This window comes from Pseudomonas sp. UBA6323 (assembly GCF_002439135.1).
Lineage (GTDB): Bacteria > Pseudomonadota > Gammaproteobacteria > Pseudomonadales > Pseudomonadaceae > Aquipseudomonas.
This window is the reverse complement of the sequence record NZ_DJSX01000050.1, coordinates 1-12,750: the sequence shown is the minus strand read 5'-3', so window position 1 is coordinate 12,750 and position 12,750 is coordinate 1. Positions and strand designations below refer to the sequence as shown.

Annotated in this window: 14 protein-coding genes; 8 read left to right on the top strand and 6 right to left on the bottom strand. The window is 62.2% G+C overall.

Annotated features, from left to right (window positions below; translation table 11 throughout):
• The first annotated feature begins 81 nt into the window (after positions 1-81).
• The 3 genes from B3P22_RS11500 (at position 82) to B3P22_RS11490 (ending at position 2,812) form a co-directional block, all read left to right on the top strand.
• Positions 82-687 carry an outer membrane beta-barrel protein gene (locus tag B3P22_RS11500; RefSeq protein ID WP_197857901.1) on the top strand — a complete coding sequence of 202 codons (606 nt, stop codon included), beginning with the start codon at positions 82-84 and terminating at the stop codon, positions 685-687.
• Between the two features lie 68 nt (positions 688-755).
• Positions 756-1,433 carry a response regulator transcription factor gene (locus B3P22_RS11495; RefSeq protein WP_197857902.1) on the top strand — a complete coding sequence of 226 codons (678 nt, stop codon included), beginning with the start codon at positions 756-758 and terminating at the stop codon, positions 1,431-1,433.
• On the top strand, positions 1,430-2,812 hold the full coding sequence (locus B3P22_RS11490; RefSeq protein ID WP_296271058.1) for an ATP-binding protein: 1,383 nt from the start codon (positions 1,430-1,432) through the stop codon (positions 2,810-2,812). The genes B3P22_RS11495 and B3P22_RS11490 overlap by 4 nt, the downstream gene beginning before the upstream one ends.
• A 12-nt stretch (positions 2,813-2,824) precedes the next feature.
• Here the strand turns inward: B3P22_RS11490 and B3P22_RS11485 are convergent, their stop codons facing one another.
• Positions 2,825-3,241, bottom strand: coding sequence for a VOC family protein (locus B3P22_RS11485; RefSeq protein WP_275547287.1), 417 nt, complete (start codon positions 3,239-3,241; stop codon positions 2,825-2,827).
• Positions 3,242-3,282: 41 nt separating this feature from the next.
• Entirely contained in the window at positions 3,283-4,281 is a 999-nt protein-coding gene (locus B3P22_RS11480; RefSeq protein WP_296271057.1) for an AraC family transcriptional regulator, read from the bottom strand.
• A gap of 162 nt (positions 4,282-4,443) precedes the next feature.
• On the opposite strand from B3P22_RS11480, the gene B3P22_RS11475 reads away from it, so the two are divergent.
• The 4 genes from B3P22_RS11475 (at position 4,444) to B3P22_RS11460 (ending at position 9,027) form a co-directional block, all read left to right on the top strand.
• Positions 4,444-5,583 (top strand): acyl-CoA dehydrogenase family protein, encoded by a 1,140-nt coding sequence (locus B3P22_RS11475; protein WP_296271056.1) that lies wholly within the window; start codon positions 4,444-4,446, stop codon positions 5,581-5,583.
• Between the two features lie 83 nt (positions 5,584-5,666).
• Positions 5,667-7,307, top strand: coding sequence for an AMP-binding protein (locus B3P22_RS11470; RefSeq protein ID WP_275547284.1), 1,641 nt, complete (start codon positions 5,667-5,669; stop codon positions 7,305-7,307).
• An 80-nt stretch (positions 7,308-7,387) separates the two neighbouring features.
• On the top strand, positions 7,388-8,569 hold the full coding sequence (locus B3P22_RS11465; protein ID WP_275547283.1) for a CaiB/BaiF CoA transferase family protein: 1,182 nt from the start codon (positions 7,388-7,390) through the stop codon (positions 8,567-8,569).
• A gap of 176 nt (positions 8,570-8,745) precedes the next feature.
• The gene (locus B3P22_RS11460; RefSeq protein WP_275547282.1) at positions 8,746-9,027 is read left to right on the top strand and encodes a lysozyme inhibitor LprI family protein; all 282 of its coding nucleotides are present in this window, start codon (positions 8,746-8,748) and stop codon (positions 9,025-9,027) included.
• A 27-nt stretch (positions 9,028-9,054) separates the two neighbouring features.
• On the opposite strand, the gene B3P22_RS11455 is transcribed toward B3P22_RS11460, so the two are convergent.
• The 4 genes from B3P22_RS11455 to B3P22_RS11440 all read right to left on the bottom strand — a co-directional run bounded on the left by B3P22_RS11455 (position 9,055) and on the right by B3P22_RS11440 (position 11,766).
• Complete coding sequence (locus B3P22_RS11455; RefSeq protein WP_275547281.1) at positions 9,055-9,549, bottom strand: SprT family zinc-dependent metalloprotease; 495 nt, start codon at positions 9,547-9,549, stop codon at positions 9,055-9,057.
• A 60-nt stretch (positions 9,550-9,609) separates the two neighbouring features.
• Complete coding sequence (locus tag B3P22_RS11450; protein ID WP_275547280.1) at positions 9,610-10,272, bottom strand: Yip1 family protein; 663 nt, start codon at positions 10,270-10,272, stop codon at positions 9,610-9,612.
• 134 nt (positions 10,273-10,406) lie between these two features.
• Positions 10,407-11,006, bottom strand: a complete 600-nt coding sequence (locus B3P22_RS11445; RefSeq protein ID WP_197857912.1) for a Yip1 family protein — start codon at positions 11,004-11,006, stop codon at positions 10,407-10,409.
• A gap of 166 nt (positions 11,007-11,172) precedes the next feature.
• Positions 11,173-11,766, bottom strand: a complete 594-nt coding sequence (locus tag B3P22_RS11440) for a DNA-J related domain-containing protein (protein WP_296271055.1) — start codon at positions 11,764-11,766, stop codon at positions 11,173-11,175.
• A gap of 100 nt (positions 11,767-11,866) precedes the next feature.
• Between B3P22_RS11440 and ttcA the strand changes: the two genes are divergently transcribed.
• The gene (ttcA, locus tag B3P22_RS11435) at positions 11,867-12,691 is read left to right on the top strand and encodes a tRNA 2-thiocytidine(32) synthetase TtcA (RefSeq protein ID WP_296271054.1); all 825 of its coding nucleotides are present in this window, start codon (positions 11,867-11,869) and stop codon (positions 12,689-12,691) included.
• The last annotated feature ends 59 nt before the right edge of the window (positions 12,692-12,750 follow it).

Below are 12,750 nucleotides of genomic sequence, written 5' to 3'. Positions count from 1 at the left end.
GGAGAGTTCAGCGGTGATTCAGTAGTCTTCCCGCAGACTTGTTGTCGAGTTGATCAAAACCGCAACGAGAGGAACGATTCGATGAAAATCACCCTGAACCGTATCGCATTGGCTACCTGCCTGGCCCTGGGCACAACTGCTGCCCAGGCCAACGACAATTTCGTCGGCCTGACCTGGGGCCAGACCGACAACAATATTCAGAAGTCCAATGCGCTGAATGCCAACCTGGGCAATCCCAAGCTGGACAAGGTGATCAATGGCGAGGGGACCTGGGGCATCCGCGCCGGTCAGAAGACTGCCGATAGCCGCTACTACGCGACCTACGAAAACGTCTCCGACAGTCACAATGGCTACAAACTGCGCCAGCAGAATCTGCTCGGCAGCTATGACATGTTCGTTCCGCTGGGTGACAACAACACCAAGCTGTTCGGCGGTGTGACCGGTGGCCTGGTCAAGCTCGAGCAGGAGAGCCGTGGCTTCTCCCGCGACAGCGATATTGGATTTGCTGCAGGCCTGCAGGCCGGTATCCTTCAGGAACTGAACAGCAATACCTCGATCGAAGCCGGCTATCGTTATCTGCGTACCAATGCCAGCACTGAAATGGCCCCGCATGGGGCAGGCAAGGCCGGTTCGCTGGACCTGCATAGCAGTTCGCTGCTGTACCTCGGCGCCAACTTCGCCTTCTGAGGATGGCTTAGCGTTACCAGGCCGGGCATCTGCCCGGCCTTCGTATAACTGAAAAAGGGGGACGTCCCATGAAATTGCTGGTGGTGGAGGATGAGGCGCTGCTGCGCCACCATCTGTTCACTCGCCTCAGTGAAAACGGGCATGTGGTGGATGCCGTGCGCACTGCCGAAGAGGCGCTTTATCGAGCTGAGTCCTTCAATCATGATCTGGCCCTGGTCGACCTCGGTTTGCCGGGCATGAGCGGCATCGATCTGATCCGCCAGTTGCGCAGCCAGGACAAGAGCTTTCCGATCCTGATACTAACCGCGCGTGGCAACTGGCAGGACAAGGTCGAGGGGCTTTCCTGCGGCGCTGACGATTACCTGGTCAAACCCTTCCAGTTCGAAGAACTGGAGGCGCGCCTCAATGCCCTGCTGCGGCGCTCTTCCGGGTTCACCAAATCGACCATCGAGGCCGGTTCCCTGGTGCTGGACCTCAATCGCAAACAGGCCTCGGTGGATGAGCAATCCCTGCAGCTGACTGCCTACGAGTACCGTATCCTCGAGTACCTCATGCTGCACCACCAGCAGGTGGTGGCCAAGGAGCGCCTGATGGAGCAGCTCTACCCGGGCGATGACGACCGCGACCCGAATGTCATAGAAGTTCTGGTCGGCCGTCTGCGGCGCAAGCTTGAGGCCGTGCTGGGTGGCAAATTGATAGAAACCGTGCGCGGCCAGGGCTACATGTTCAACGAGCGCTGCAAGTGAGGCGAGCGCGCCGCTTTGTACGCAAGTTGCGCATTCGCTTCGGCTCGTTGCGACTGCGCCTGATGCTGGCCAGCGCGGCGCTGGCGATGGTGTTCATGCTGCTGCTGATGCCCGTGCTGCAAGGCGTGTTTCTCATGGCCCTTGAGCAGACCGTGGAGAAACGCCTGGCCTCCGATGCTGCAGCGCTGATCTCTGCCGCACGCATTCATAACGGCCAACTGCATATGCCGGAGAAGATGCCGGATGAAGAGTTCGATAATCTCGACTCTCACCTGCTGGGCTTCATCTTCGACCGCGACGGCCAGTTGATCTGGCGCTCACGCTCCTCCATCGACGAACTGGTGCGTTACCTGCCGCGCTACGACGGTCTCGGCCACGAGTTCGTGAGGATTCGCGACGACAGTGGCCAGGAATACTTCGTATATGACATCGAAGTGGATCTGCTCGGTGGCGATCAGACCGCCCTGAGTATCGTCACCATGCAGCCGACGCGCGAATACCAGGGGCTGTTCAACGGCTTTGCCTGGCAGTTGCGGCTGTGGCTGGGCATCGCGCTGCTGGTGTTGCTGGGCCTGCTCTGGTTCGGCCTGACCTGGGGTTTTCGCAGCCTGCGCGGCTTGAGCGACGAACTCGATGGCGTGGAGGGCGGCACCCGTCAGCGCCTGAGTGACGAACATCCACGTGAACTGCTGCGCCTGACCAATTCCCTCAACCGCCTGCTCGACAGCGAGCGGCGCCAGCGCGAGCGTTACCGCGATTCGCTGGAAGACCTGGCGCATAGCCTGAAAACACCGCTCAGCGTGCTCCAGGGCATCGGTGAGACCCTTGCCGTTCAGCCTGAGAATCGTGAGCAGGCGCAACTGATGCAGGCGCAGATCGAGCGCATGAGTCAGCAGGTCGGCTACCAGTTGCAGCGAGCCAGTCTGCGTCGCAGCGGTCTGGTTCGCCATCGTGAGCAGGTCTGGCCACTGCTCGATAGTTTGTGCCGTTCGCTGGATAAGGTCTACCGCGACAAACGCGTGGAGGCGACGCTGGAAGTGCCTGAGCACAGCCAGATCACCATGGAGCGTGGCGCGCTGATGGAGCTGCTCGGCAACCTGCTGGAGAACGCCTACCGGCTGTGCCTGCATCGCGTGCGCGTCAGGTTGCAGCCACTGGCCGGTGGCTGCCTGCTCACCATCGAAGATGACGGCCCCGGTGTGCCGCAGCATCAGCGTGAGCGGGTGCTACAGCGCGGCGAGCGGCTGGACGTGCAGAACCCCGGGCAGGGCATCGGCCTGGCGGTGGTGGAAGACATCATCGAGAGCTACGACGGCGAGTTGAGCCTGGAAGACTCCGAGCTGGGCGGCGCCTGTTTCCGGGTGCGTTTGTACGACTGAGTCGGGGCCGACTCAGGCGGCCCATTGCGGGTTCCACACCACTTCCCAGACATGGCCGTCCGGGTCCTGGAAGTAGCCGGCGTAACCACCCCAAAACGTTGCGTGGGCCGGCTTGATGATCGCCGCGCCCGCGGCCCTGGCCTGTGTCATGAGCGTATCGACTTCTTCCGCGCTGGCCACGTTGTGACCAAGCGTCATTTCGGTAGGGCTGCTGGGATGCACGGCCAGGCCAGTGTCATGCGCAATGCTGGCGCGCGGCCACAGCGCCAGACGCAGGCCCGCCTGCATGTCGATGAATACCACTGCGCCATGTTCGAATTGCTGGCCGACGATGCCCTCTGTCGCGAAGCCCAAACCATCACGATAGAAACGCAGTGACGCCTCAAGATCCTCTACCCCCAGGGTGATAACGCTTACACGAGCTTTCATTCGATCTCTCCTGCTACTGATTCGGTCTGGGTTCGCGTGGCTTAACCTTCCTGCGCCCGATAGGCCCCGGGCGTCAGCCCGGTCCATTTCTTGAACGCCCTGTGAAAGGCCGAGGGCTCGGAGAAACCGAGCTGTTCGGCGATGTCCTGAATCGCTAGTTCGTCGCGGCCCAGGTGATAAATGGCGAGATCGCGGCGCAGGTGGTCCTTGAGTTCCTGAAAGCTGGTGCCTTCCTCGCGCAGGTGGCGACGCAGGGTTTGCGGGCTGCTATGCAGTTGCTGGGCGACCTGTTCAAGGTCCGGCCAGGTACGGCAGTCGCGGCCCAGCAAGCGACGAATCTGGCTGATCAGGCTGTCGCCGCCGTCGGGGCGTGCCAGCAGGTCGGCCGGGGAATGCTGGAGAAACTGTTTGAGAGTGCGTTCGTCCTGCAGCAAGGGCATCGTCAGGTAGCGGGCATGGAACAACAAACTGGTTTGCCCGGCAGCGAAGCGCCGGTTGCAGGGGAATAGCAGTTCGTACTCGCTGGCGTGCCCAGGTTCGGGGTAGGCGAAGGTGGCCTCTTCCAGACGAATGCGTTGGCCGATCAGCCAACTGCCGAGGCGATGCCAGATCACCAGCAGGCTTTCCACCAGGAAATGATCCGGGTCCCACAACGTACTGTCGTCGACGCTCAGCCGAGCCCAGTCGCCCTCGCGTTGCAGGTGGATGCTCGGCGCGTCGGGAAACAGCCCGTAGAACATCGCGCCCCGGCTCAGAGCCTTTTCCAGGCTACGGCAGTGGATGATGGCGTGGCCCATCATGGCGAACGTGCCGCGCTTGCTCGGCTGGCGACCGAAGCCCAGGTACTCGTCGTCCAGCGCCTCCCACAGCAGTTGCATCAGCCGGGCAAACTGCTCGGGGGCGATGCGTGCGCGCGGCTCGACCAGCACCGCAGGCTGAATGCCGGCCTGGCGCAGAATCGCCTCGCAGGCCATGCCGCGGCGGTCGGCACCGCGCAGGGCGGCGCGGACGAAATGGCTGGCGATGGTGCGTTCGCGCATGCTCGAGTCTCGATAGCGAGGATGGTCGATAGTAGGCAGCTGCGCTCGGCTTGGGCAAGCCAGCCGAGCGATTGGGTCAACCGAGGCTGAGCGCATGGGTCATTGAGGGGGCGCGAGGCGGCCCTTAACCTCAAGGGCATAACAACAGCGGAGGATCCGCCCATGCAGCGCAGCCATTTCGACACCGAGCACAACCTGTTCCGCGATGCCTTCGGGGCCTTTCTCGACAAGGAAGTGGTGCCCCATCAGGAGGCCTGGGAAGAGGCCGGCGTGGTGGATCGCAGCGTCTGGCGCAAGGCCGGCGAGATGGGCTTTCTGCTGCCCTGGGCGGACGAGGAATACGGCGGCGCGGGGCTCAAGGATTTTCGTTACGAGCAGATCATGTGCGAGGAACTGGCGCGCATCAACGAGCCCGGCTTCATGCTGCCGCTGCACTCGGCGCTGTGTGGCCCCTATATCGCAGAGTATGGCAATGCCGAACAGAAGGCGCGTTTGCTGCCGGGCATCATCAGCGGCGAGACGATTCTCGCAGTGGCGATGACCGAACCCGCGGCCGGCTCCGATCTGGCCGGCATGCGCACCACGGCGGTGGACAAGGGCGACCACTGGCTGCTCAACGGCTCCAAGGTGTTCATCTCCAACGGCTACCTGGCCGATGTGGTGATCGTTGCGGCCAAGACCGATCCGGCCAACAAGCACGCCATGGGCCTGTTCCTGGTGGAACGCGGCATGCCGGGTTTCGAGCGCGGCAAGAAGTTGAAGAAACTCGGCATGCACAGCCAGGACACCGCCGAACTGTTCTTTAACGACGTCAAGGTGCCGAAGGAGAACCTGCTCGGCGATTCCAAGGGCGGCTTCTTCTACCTGATGAATATGCTCGCCCAGGAGCGCTTGACCAACGCCTGCGGCGCGGTAGCCGGGGCTGAAGCAGCGCTGCAGACCACTATCGATTACGTCAGGGAGCGCCAGGCCTTCGGCCGCCCGGTGGCGCATTTTCAGAATACCCGCTTCAAGCTGGCGGAAATGCGCACGCAGATCGACGTGGCGCAGGTCTTCACCGACCGCTGCGTGATGGATCACAACCAGAAGAAGCTCAGCCCCGAGGTGGCCGCCGAGGCCAAGCTGTTCACCACCGAACTGCTCGGCAAGGTGGTCGACGAGGGCGTGCAGCTGCATGGCGGCTGGGGCTACATGTGGGAATACCCGATCTGCAAGATGTACGCGAACGCGCGTATTCAGCGCATCTTTGCGGGTACTTCGGAAATCATGAAGGAAATCATCAGCCGTGGGATGAAGCTGTAGTTCCGCGCCATGACGGCCCATGGAGGTCTATCGTCATAGCGCGCTCACCGTGATGAGCCATAACAACAAGAAGGCGATCACTCATGACCCTGCAACTGCCTCTCGAACGCTTCAACCACTGGCTGGACCGCCAGCCTGACGCCATCTGGCTGCGTCAACCGGTCAACGGCGTGTGGCACGACTACAGCTGGCGCCAGGTCGACACACAGGCGCGGCGCCTGGCCAGTGCGTTGCTGGCGCTGGGCTGCGTGCCGGGCGAGCGCGTCGCCCTGTTGGCGAAGAATTGCGCCGAATGGTTCATCAGCGACCTGGCCATCCAGCATGCCGGGTTGATCAGCGTGCCCTTGTATCCGCTGCAGGCTCCGGAGCAGATCGCCTACGTACTGGAGCATGCCGGCTGCAAGGTGATTCTGGTCGGTAAACTGGATGAGCCAGACAAGCTGGCCAGCGGTATCGCACCGCATATCACCCGCATCGCCATGCCCTATCCGACCATGCCCGCCGAGCATCGATGGGAGGCCTTGCTGGCCGCGCATGAGCCGCTGCCGGGCACACGTGTTCAACGGGGTGATGATCTGCTGTCGATCCTCTATACCTCGGGTACGACGGGGCACCCCAAGGGTGTGATGCTCACGGCCTACGCCATGGCGTTCTCGTCGGCCAACGCCACGGCGGAAATGAACATGACGCCGCAGGATCAGTTTTTCTCCTACCTGCCGCTGTCGCATGCTGCCGAGCGCTTTTTGGTGGAGTTCAACAGCCTTTATTGCGGTGCACCGGTGGCCTTCGTCGAATCCCTGGAAACTTTCGCCAGCGACCTGCGCCAGGTACGGCCCACGGTGTTTTTCTCGGTGCCGCGATTGTGGACGCGCTTTCAGCAGGGTGTGCTGGAGAAACTGCCGGCGCACAAGCTCGAGCGCCTGCTGCGCATTCCGCTGCTCGGGCGGCTGGTGGCGCACAAGGTGCGCGCTGGCTTGGGGCTGGATCGCGCGCGGATTCTGGTATCGGGCGCGGCGGCGATTTCCACCGGTTTGCTGGAATGGTATCGGCGGTTGGGCATGACCATTTGCGAGGGCTACGGCATGACCGAGCACTTCGCCTACGGCTGTTTCAATCGCCCCGGTCAGGTGCGCTTCGGTACCGTTGGCAGGCCAATGCCGCATCTCGAGGTGCGCATCGACGACAGCGGCGAGATCCTGCTGCGCAGCGAGACGCTGATGCAGGGTTATTACCGCGAGCCGGAGAAAACTCGCGAGACGCTCAAGGACGGCTGGCTGCACACGGGTGATCGCGGCCAGTTGGATGAGGCTGGCTACCTGCGCATTACCGGGCGGGTGAAGGATATCTTCAAGACCAGCAAGGGCAAGTACGTGGCGCCGGCACCCATCGAAGGTGAGATCGCCAAGAGTCATTGGGTCGAGCAGGTGTGCCTGATGGGCAGCAATCTCGACCAACCCCTGGCGCTGATCGAACTGTCGCCCGGCGCTCGCCAACAATCACGCGAGGCGCTCGAGCAGTCGCTGACCGAACATTTGCAGGCAGTGAATCGGGGGCTGGAGCCGCACCAGCGCATCAGTCATTTCTATCTGGTCAGCGAGCCCTGGACAGTGGATAACGGCAGCATGACGCCCACCATGAAGATTCGCCGCAATGTACTGGAGGTGCGCTATGCCGAGGTCATCGCCGCCATGCCCGCTGATGCTGTGATCATCTGGGAATCTTGACCCTTCACCGGCATGCAAGCCGTTAAGCGCCAACCCGGATTGCATCCGGGTTACTTCGAACAAGCCAATCTGGAGTCACCATGTCCGGTCCCTTGTCTTCGCTGAAGATTCTCGACTTTTCCACGCTGCTGCCGGGGCCGTTCGCGTCGCTGCTGTTGGCCGACATGGGCGCCGAGGTGCTGCGGGTGGAGTCGCCCACGCGCATGGACCTGGTACGCGTGCTGCCGCCTCATGATGGCGGAACGTCCACCAGCCACGCCTATCTCAACCGCAACAAGCGCAGCATCGCCCTGGACCTCAAGCGGCCGGAGGCCGTGGAGGTGATCAAGCAACTGGTGAGCGAGTACGACATCGTCCTCGAGCAGTTCCGCCCCGGCGTGATGGACAAGCTGGGCGTTGGCTACGAGGCGCTCAAGGCGATCAACCCGCGGCTGATCTACGTGTCGATCACCGGTTATGGCCAGAACGGCCCTTATCGCGACCGGGCCGGGCATGACATCAACTACCTGGCGCTGGCCGGTATCGCCAGCTACACCGGGCGCCAGGACAGCGGCCCGTTGCCGCTTGGCGTGCAATTGGCGGATCTGGCAGGCGGCTCGCTGCATGGGGTGATCGGCCTGCTCGCAGCCGTGGTGCAGCGCCAGGTCAGCGGTGTGGGGCAGCAGGTCGACGTGAGCATGACCGACTGCGCCTTCAGCCTGCATGGCATGGCCGGCGCCGGTTATCTTGGTGCGGGGGTCGAGCCCGGCATGGAAAACCAGGCGCTCAATGGTGGCAGCTTCTACGACTATTACCGCACGCGCGACGGCCGCTGGTTCTCCGTCGGGAGCCTGGAGCCGCAGTTCATGCAGCAGTTCTGCGCCGCCATCGGCCGGCCCGAGCTGGCGGCGCGTGGCTTGTCGCAGAAACCCGAGGACCAGCGCGCGCTCAAGCGTGAGATCGAGATCGAGTTCGAGAAGCGCGATTTCGCCGAATGGGGCCGTGTGTTTGCAGAGCTGGACGCATGCGTCGAGCCCATGCTGCCGCTGTCCGAGGCGGTGCAGCACTCGCAGATCAGGGCGCGCGAACTGGTCGTCGAGGTGCCGCGCGAAGGCTTGCCGGCGCAGGCGCAACTGGCCTGTCCCTTGAAGTTCTCCGACGGCGTGCCAGCGCCCCGGCATGTCGGCGCGGCGCTCGGCGCGCATACCGAAGAGGTACTGGCGGAGTTGGGTTATGACGCCGAGCGGATTGCCGCGCTGCGCGAGTCGCGCGTGTTCGGTTGAAGCGAGCCATGGCGCCCGCTTAGGATGGGCGCCTTTACCGCACCGGGGCGTCAGCCATGAAAGGAATCACAGGGGTGGCGTCGAGCGCCGTGAGCTGGATTTTTGCGTTGGGCGTGGCAATCGCGCCAGCACAGGCCGCTGAGGACCCAGACGATCCCTGCCAGCAAGGTAGCGCCATGGCCGCGTTCATGTGCCAGGGACCGGTGTGGAAGGCGGCCGAGCAGGAGCTGCAGGGCACTTACGATCGCGTGATGGCCTCGCTCAAACAGTATGAGCCGGCCCTCGCCACGGAGCTGCGCGATGCCCAGCGCCTGTGGATCAAGCTCCGCGAACAGGATTGCAGCCTGTACGCCCGCAACCGGGTGCAAGGCTCGCCCTGGACCGGCTTCTGGGAGGCGGAATGCCACGCTGAGCAGGCGCGAGCGCGCACCGAGTGGCTGAAAACCTTCGAAGGCTAGTGTCGCTATCGCTGCGCTGGCGCCCGATCATTCCTGGCGCTGTTCGCCGGTGAAATTTAGCGTCGCCTTGCAGCGCCTGCAGTAATAGCGCCGCCCCTTGGCCACCAGCGCGTGACGCTGAGCGGAGAAGGGAAATTCACCATCGACGCAGCTGCAGCGGTAGATGAAACGGGCCACCTTGCGCCGTTCGACTTCGTAGCTGTGGCAGCGATGCGGCGGCAGTTCGTAAACGCCGCGCATGATCAATTGCCATTCCTCGCCGTGGGGTTGAATGCGCGGGCCGAACAGTTGGTGGGCGATCATGTGGGCGACTTCGTGGGGCACCGTCTGGCGCAGGAAGTCTTCGTGGTTGTCGCGGTACAGCTGCAGGTTGAAGCGCAGCTTGTTTTCCGTCAAATGAGCGACACCGGCCTTCTGCCCGCGCAATTTGAAGCTGATTTCGGGGCGGGCGAAGGGCTGCTTGAAGAAGGCTTCGGCCTGCTGGTAGCAGGCTTCGACGCGAGCGTGAATCTGTTCGGGCATGACGGGCGCAGGTACGGGCTGAGCGCGGATTATGCCGCAAGCAGCCCGCCTGCGCAGGTATCACTCGTCTCCTGGCGGCTGCATGCGCTCCTGCTGCGTGCCGCGGCTCTGATCCTGATCCACCGTCCGCTGGTACTCCGGCTCGAGGGTGTAGGACCAGAACAGAATCATGCTGACGAGGATGGTGACCACCACCAGTAGGCCGACGCCAATCATCGAACTGGCATAGAGAAAACCCTGATGGTTATCGATACGCATGAAGCGCGGCAGGCCGACATAGATCAGGTAGGAGGTATGCGCGCAGGCCGCCAGCAGAGCCAGTATCGCCAACCAGCGGGTGGGGTAGAGCGCGGCGATGCCGGCGAGGAAGAACGGGGTGCAGGCGTAGGCGATGAAACCAATGCACTGGTTGAAAGTGGGCCGGGCTTCGAAGGTGCGCGACATGTAACGCAGGAAGTAGCCCATGATGAAGATGCCGATAAGCGTCGTGACATAGAGCAGCACGCTCAACTGCACTGCGCTTATCGCCTCCAGGCGGATGCGCTCATCTTCGACCAGACTCCAGCCTACCCAATGCGTGCCGATGAATAGACAAACCGCCGGCAACAGGGCGAACAACAACAGGTAGGGCAGGTAGTTGGCACTGTTGCGTTCTTCGTCCTGACGAATCGCCGTCCAGGCGCGGTCCGGGCGGGTGAGAAGGGTATAGAGATTTGCGTACATGGTATGTCCATCCGCTGGCTGCCTTTATATCTGGGGCAGCTATTGCGGCGCAGGGTTCAATTCAAATTCCCCCAATAACGTTGTGGACAAAAAAGGCCGCCCGAAGGCGGCCTGTCGATTTTGCGTGAATGCCATCAGCTGATATAGATCGGGCCAACGCCCATGCCCCAGAGAATGACCGAGCTGGCGATCATCGCCACCAACACCACCAGACCCACCGCCAATACGGAGCTGGAGAACATGAAACCCTCGTCATCGGGAATGTTCATGAAGGTCGGTATACCGACGTAGAGCAGATACACCGTGTAGCAGATTGCGACCGTGCCCACGACCATGCCCAGCCATAGATGTGGATAGAGCGCTGCAAGGCCTGCGATGAACAGCGGGGTTGCGGTATAGGCGGCGAAGACCACGCACTGGGTCAGGCTCGGATTGGCATCGTAGGTACGTGCCATCCAGTGAATGAAGGCGCCCATCACGGCCACGCCTGCAAGCATCGCCAGGTAGGACATGATGGTCATCACCATCGCACTGCCCTCGGTCAGCATCACCGGTGTTCGGTCGCCGATGGCCCAGCCAACCTGAGTTGTGCCGATATAGGCTGAAATGGCGGGAATCGCCGCGAGAATCAGCACGTGGGTCAGGTACATGTGGCTGATGGATTCCTCCTCGCCACGGATTTCTTGCCATTCTTGATCGGGATGGGTGAAGAGCCCCCAAACGTGGTGGATCATGCCAGACACCTCCTTTTCTTATGACGGTCGCCCCCCAGCGAACGCCCGGGGCGCGTGTACAGCGCCGCCGGGTGTCAGGCCGAAATTATGCGACCTTATGTCGCAGTATAGACAGGGCCTGGAGCCGGCGTGGTGTCTGGCTTTAGAGCAAATTGCTCTCTAGCGATCAGTGGTAATAGCGCTCAAGTATTTCCATGGCCAGGTTGATCGACTGCAACCGCTCTGTACTGCCGCCTCGGTCCGGATGATGGATGCTGACCATTTGTCGGTAGCGCTGCTTGATTTGTGGCAGATCGAGCGTGCGTTCGTTGCTGAGCTCGAACAATTCGAGGGCTGCCTGTTTCTCGTCGCCGCCCTGCATGCGCGTCCAGAAACTGGTCAGCAGGCGTTCTACGTCGCGTTCGTCGGTATCGCGCAGATGGTTCATGTCCAGGTAGTAGTCGCGCAGTTCATCGCGTTGGCTGAGCCCCGCAGTGCCGGGCTGATAGGGCAGCAGGCGGATGCGCAGCGGGCTGATCTCGAGCAGGTGCGTCTGTTCCTGCCAGAGCTGATCACGCAGGCGGTAGAGGGCGTTGAACAGCAGAAAATGGGTGCGGAAGAGCACCAGCTTGTCAGTCAGCGGCAGGTTGGGCAAATAGCCGCTGTGGCGGGCCTTGAGTTGCTGGATAAGGGCATATTCGGCCAGCCCGTCGGGGGCGGCCTGGAGCAATTGCAGCACCTGCTCGGCTAGGTCCTTGTTGGGGTCGAGGTCGTCTTTCATCGGCCGAGCCTAGCATTTAACCGTCAACGGGGTAGGGGCGCGGCGCCTTTGTGCGTAAAATGTCGCGCTTTCGTTCCCACCCCTCGGATTTCGACGCACCATGGGCACCCTCTCGGTCAACCAGAACAAACTGCAGAAGCGCATTCGCCGCCTGGCCGGCGAAGCCATCACCGACTTCAACATGATCGAGGATGGCGACAAGGTGATGGTCTGCCTGTCCGGCGGCAAGGACAGCTACACCATGCTCGACGTCCTGCTTTACCTGCAGAAGGTGGCGCCGATCAAGTTCGAGATCGTCGCGGTGAACATGGACCAGAAACAGCCCGGCTTCCCCGAGCACGTCCTGCCGGCCTATCTGGAGTCCGTCGGCGTCGCGTACCACATCATCGAGAAGGACACCTACTCGGTGGTCAAGGAGAAGATTCCCGAGGGCAAGACCACCTGCTCGCTGTGCTCGCGCCTGCGCCGTGGCACCCTGTACACCTATGCCGACGAGATCGGCGCGACCAAGATGGCGCTGGGGCACCATCGCGACGACATCCTGGAAACCTTCTTCCTCAACATGTTCTACGGCGGCACGCTCAAGGCCATGCCGCCCAAACTGCTGTCCGACGACGGCCGCAACGTGGTGATTCGCCCGCTGGCCTACTGCGCCGAGGCCGATATCGAGGCCTACAGCCAGCTCAAGGAATTCCCCATCATTCCGTGCAACCTCTGCGGCTCGCAGGAGAATCTGCAGCGCCAGGTGGTCAAGGAGATGCTGCAGGAGTGGGAGCGCAAGAGCCCAGGCCGCGTCGAGATCATGTTCCGCGCCTTGCAGAACGTGCACCCCTCGCAACTGGCCGACCGTAACCTGTTCGACTTCAAGAGCCTGAAGATCGACGACAGCGCCACGCCGCGCTTTCTCGATGTGATGAGCCTGTAAATCATCGCGGCTAAAGCCCCTCCCACGGTCGCGTCGCATGTGGGAGGGGCTTTAGCCGC

What these genes read in the sequence shown, in the direction of transcription:
- B3P22_RS11500 (WP_197857901.1), top strand. Translation starts at nt 82, where the DNA reads ATGAAAATCACCCTGAACCGTATCGCATTGGCTACCTGCCTGGCCCTG.
- B3P22_RS11495 (WP_197857902.1), top strand. Translation starts at nt 756, where the DNA reads ATGAAATTGCTGGTGGTGGAGGATGAGGCGCTGCTGCGCCACCATCTG.
- B3P22_RS11485 (WP_275547287.1), bottom strand. Translation starts at nt 3,241, where the DNA reads ATGAAAGCTCGTGTAAGCGTTATCACCCTGGGGGTAGAGGATCTTGAG.
- B3P22_RS11480 (WP_296271057.1), bottom strand. Translation starts at nt 4,281, where the DNA reads ATGCGCGAACGCACCATCGCCAGCCATTTCGTCCGCGCCGCCCTGCGC.
- B3P22_RS11475 (WP_296271056.1), top strand. Translation starts at nt 4,444, where the DNA reads ATGCAGCGCAGCCATTTCGACACCGAGCACAACCTGTTCCGCGATGCC.
- B3P22_RS11470 (WP_275547284.1), top strand. Translation starts at nt 5,667, where the DNA reads ATGACCCTGCAACTGCCTCTCGAACGCTTCAACCACTGGCTGGACCGC.
- B3P22_RS11465 (WP_275547283.1), top strand. Translation starts at nt 7,388, where the DNA reads ATGTCCGGTCCCTTGTCTTCGCTGAAGATTCTCGACTTTTCCACGCTG.
- B3P22_RS11460 (WP_275547282.1), top strand. Translation starts at nt 8,746, where the DNA reads ATGGCCGCGTTCATGTGCCAGGGACCGGTGTGGAAGGCGGCCGAGCAG.
- B3P22_RS11455 (WP_275547281.1), bottom strand. Translation starts at nt 9,549, where the DNA reads ATGCCCGAACAGATTCACGCTCGCGTCGAAGCCTGCTACCAGCAGGCC.
- B3P22_RS11450 (WP_275547280.1), bottom strand. Translation starts at nt 10,272, where the DNA reads ATGTACGCAAATCTCTATACCCTTCTCACCCGCCCGGACCGCGCCTGG.
- B3P22_RS11445 (WP_197857912.1), bottom strand. Translation starts at nt 11,006, where the DNA reads ATGATCCACCACGTTTGGGGGCTCTTCACCCATCCCGATCAAGAATGG.
- B3P22_RS11440 (WP_296271055.1), bottom strand. Translation starts at nt 11,766, where the DNA reads ATGAAAGACGACCTCGACCCCAACAAGGACCTAGCCGAGCAGGTGCTG.
- ttcA (WP_296271054.1), top strand. Translation starts at nt 11,867, where the DNA reads ATGGGCACCCTCTCGGTCAACCAGAACAAACTGCAGAAGCGCATTCGC.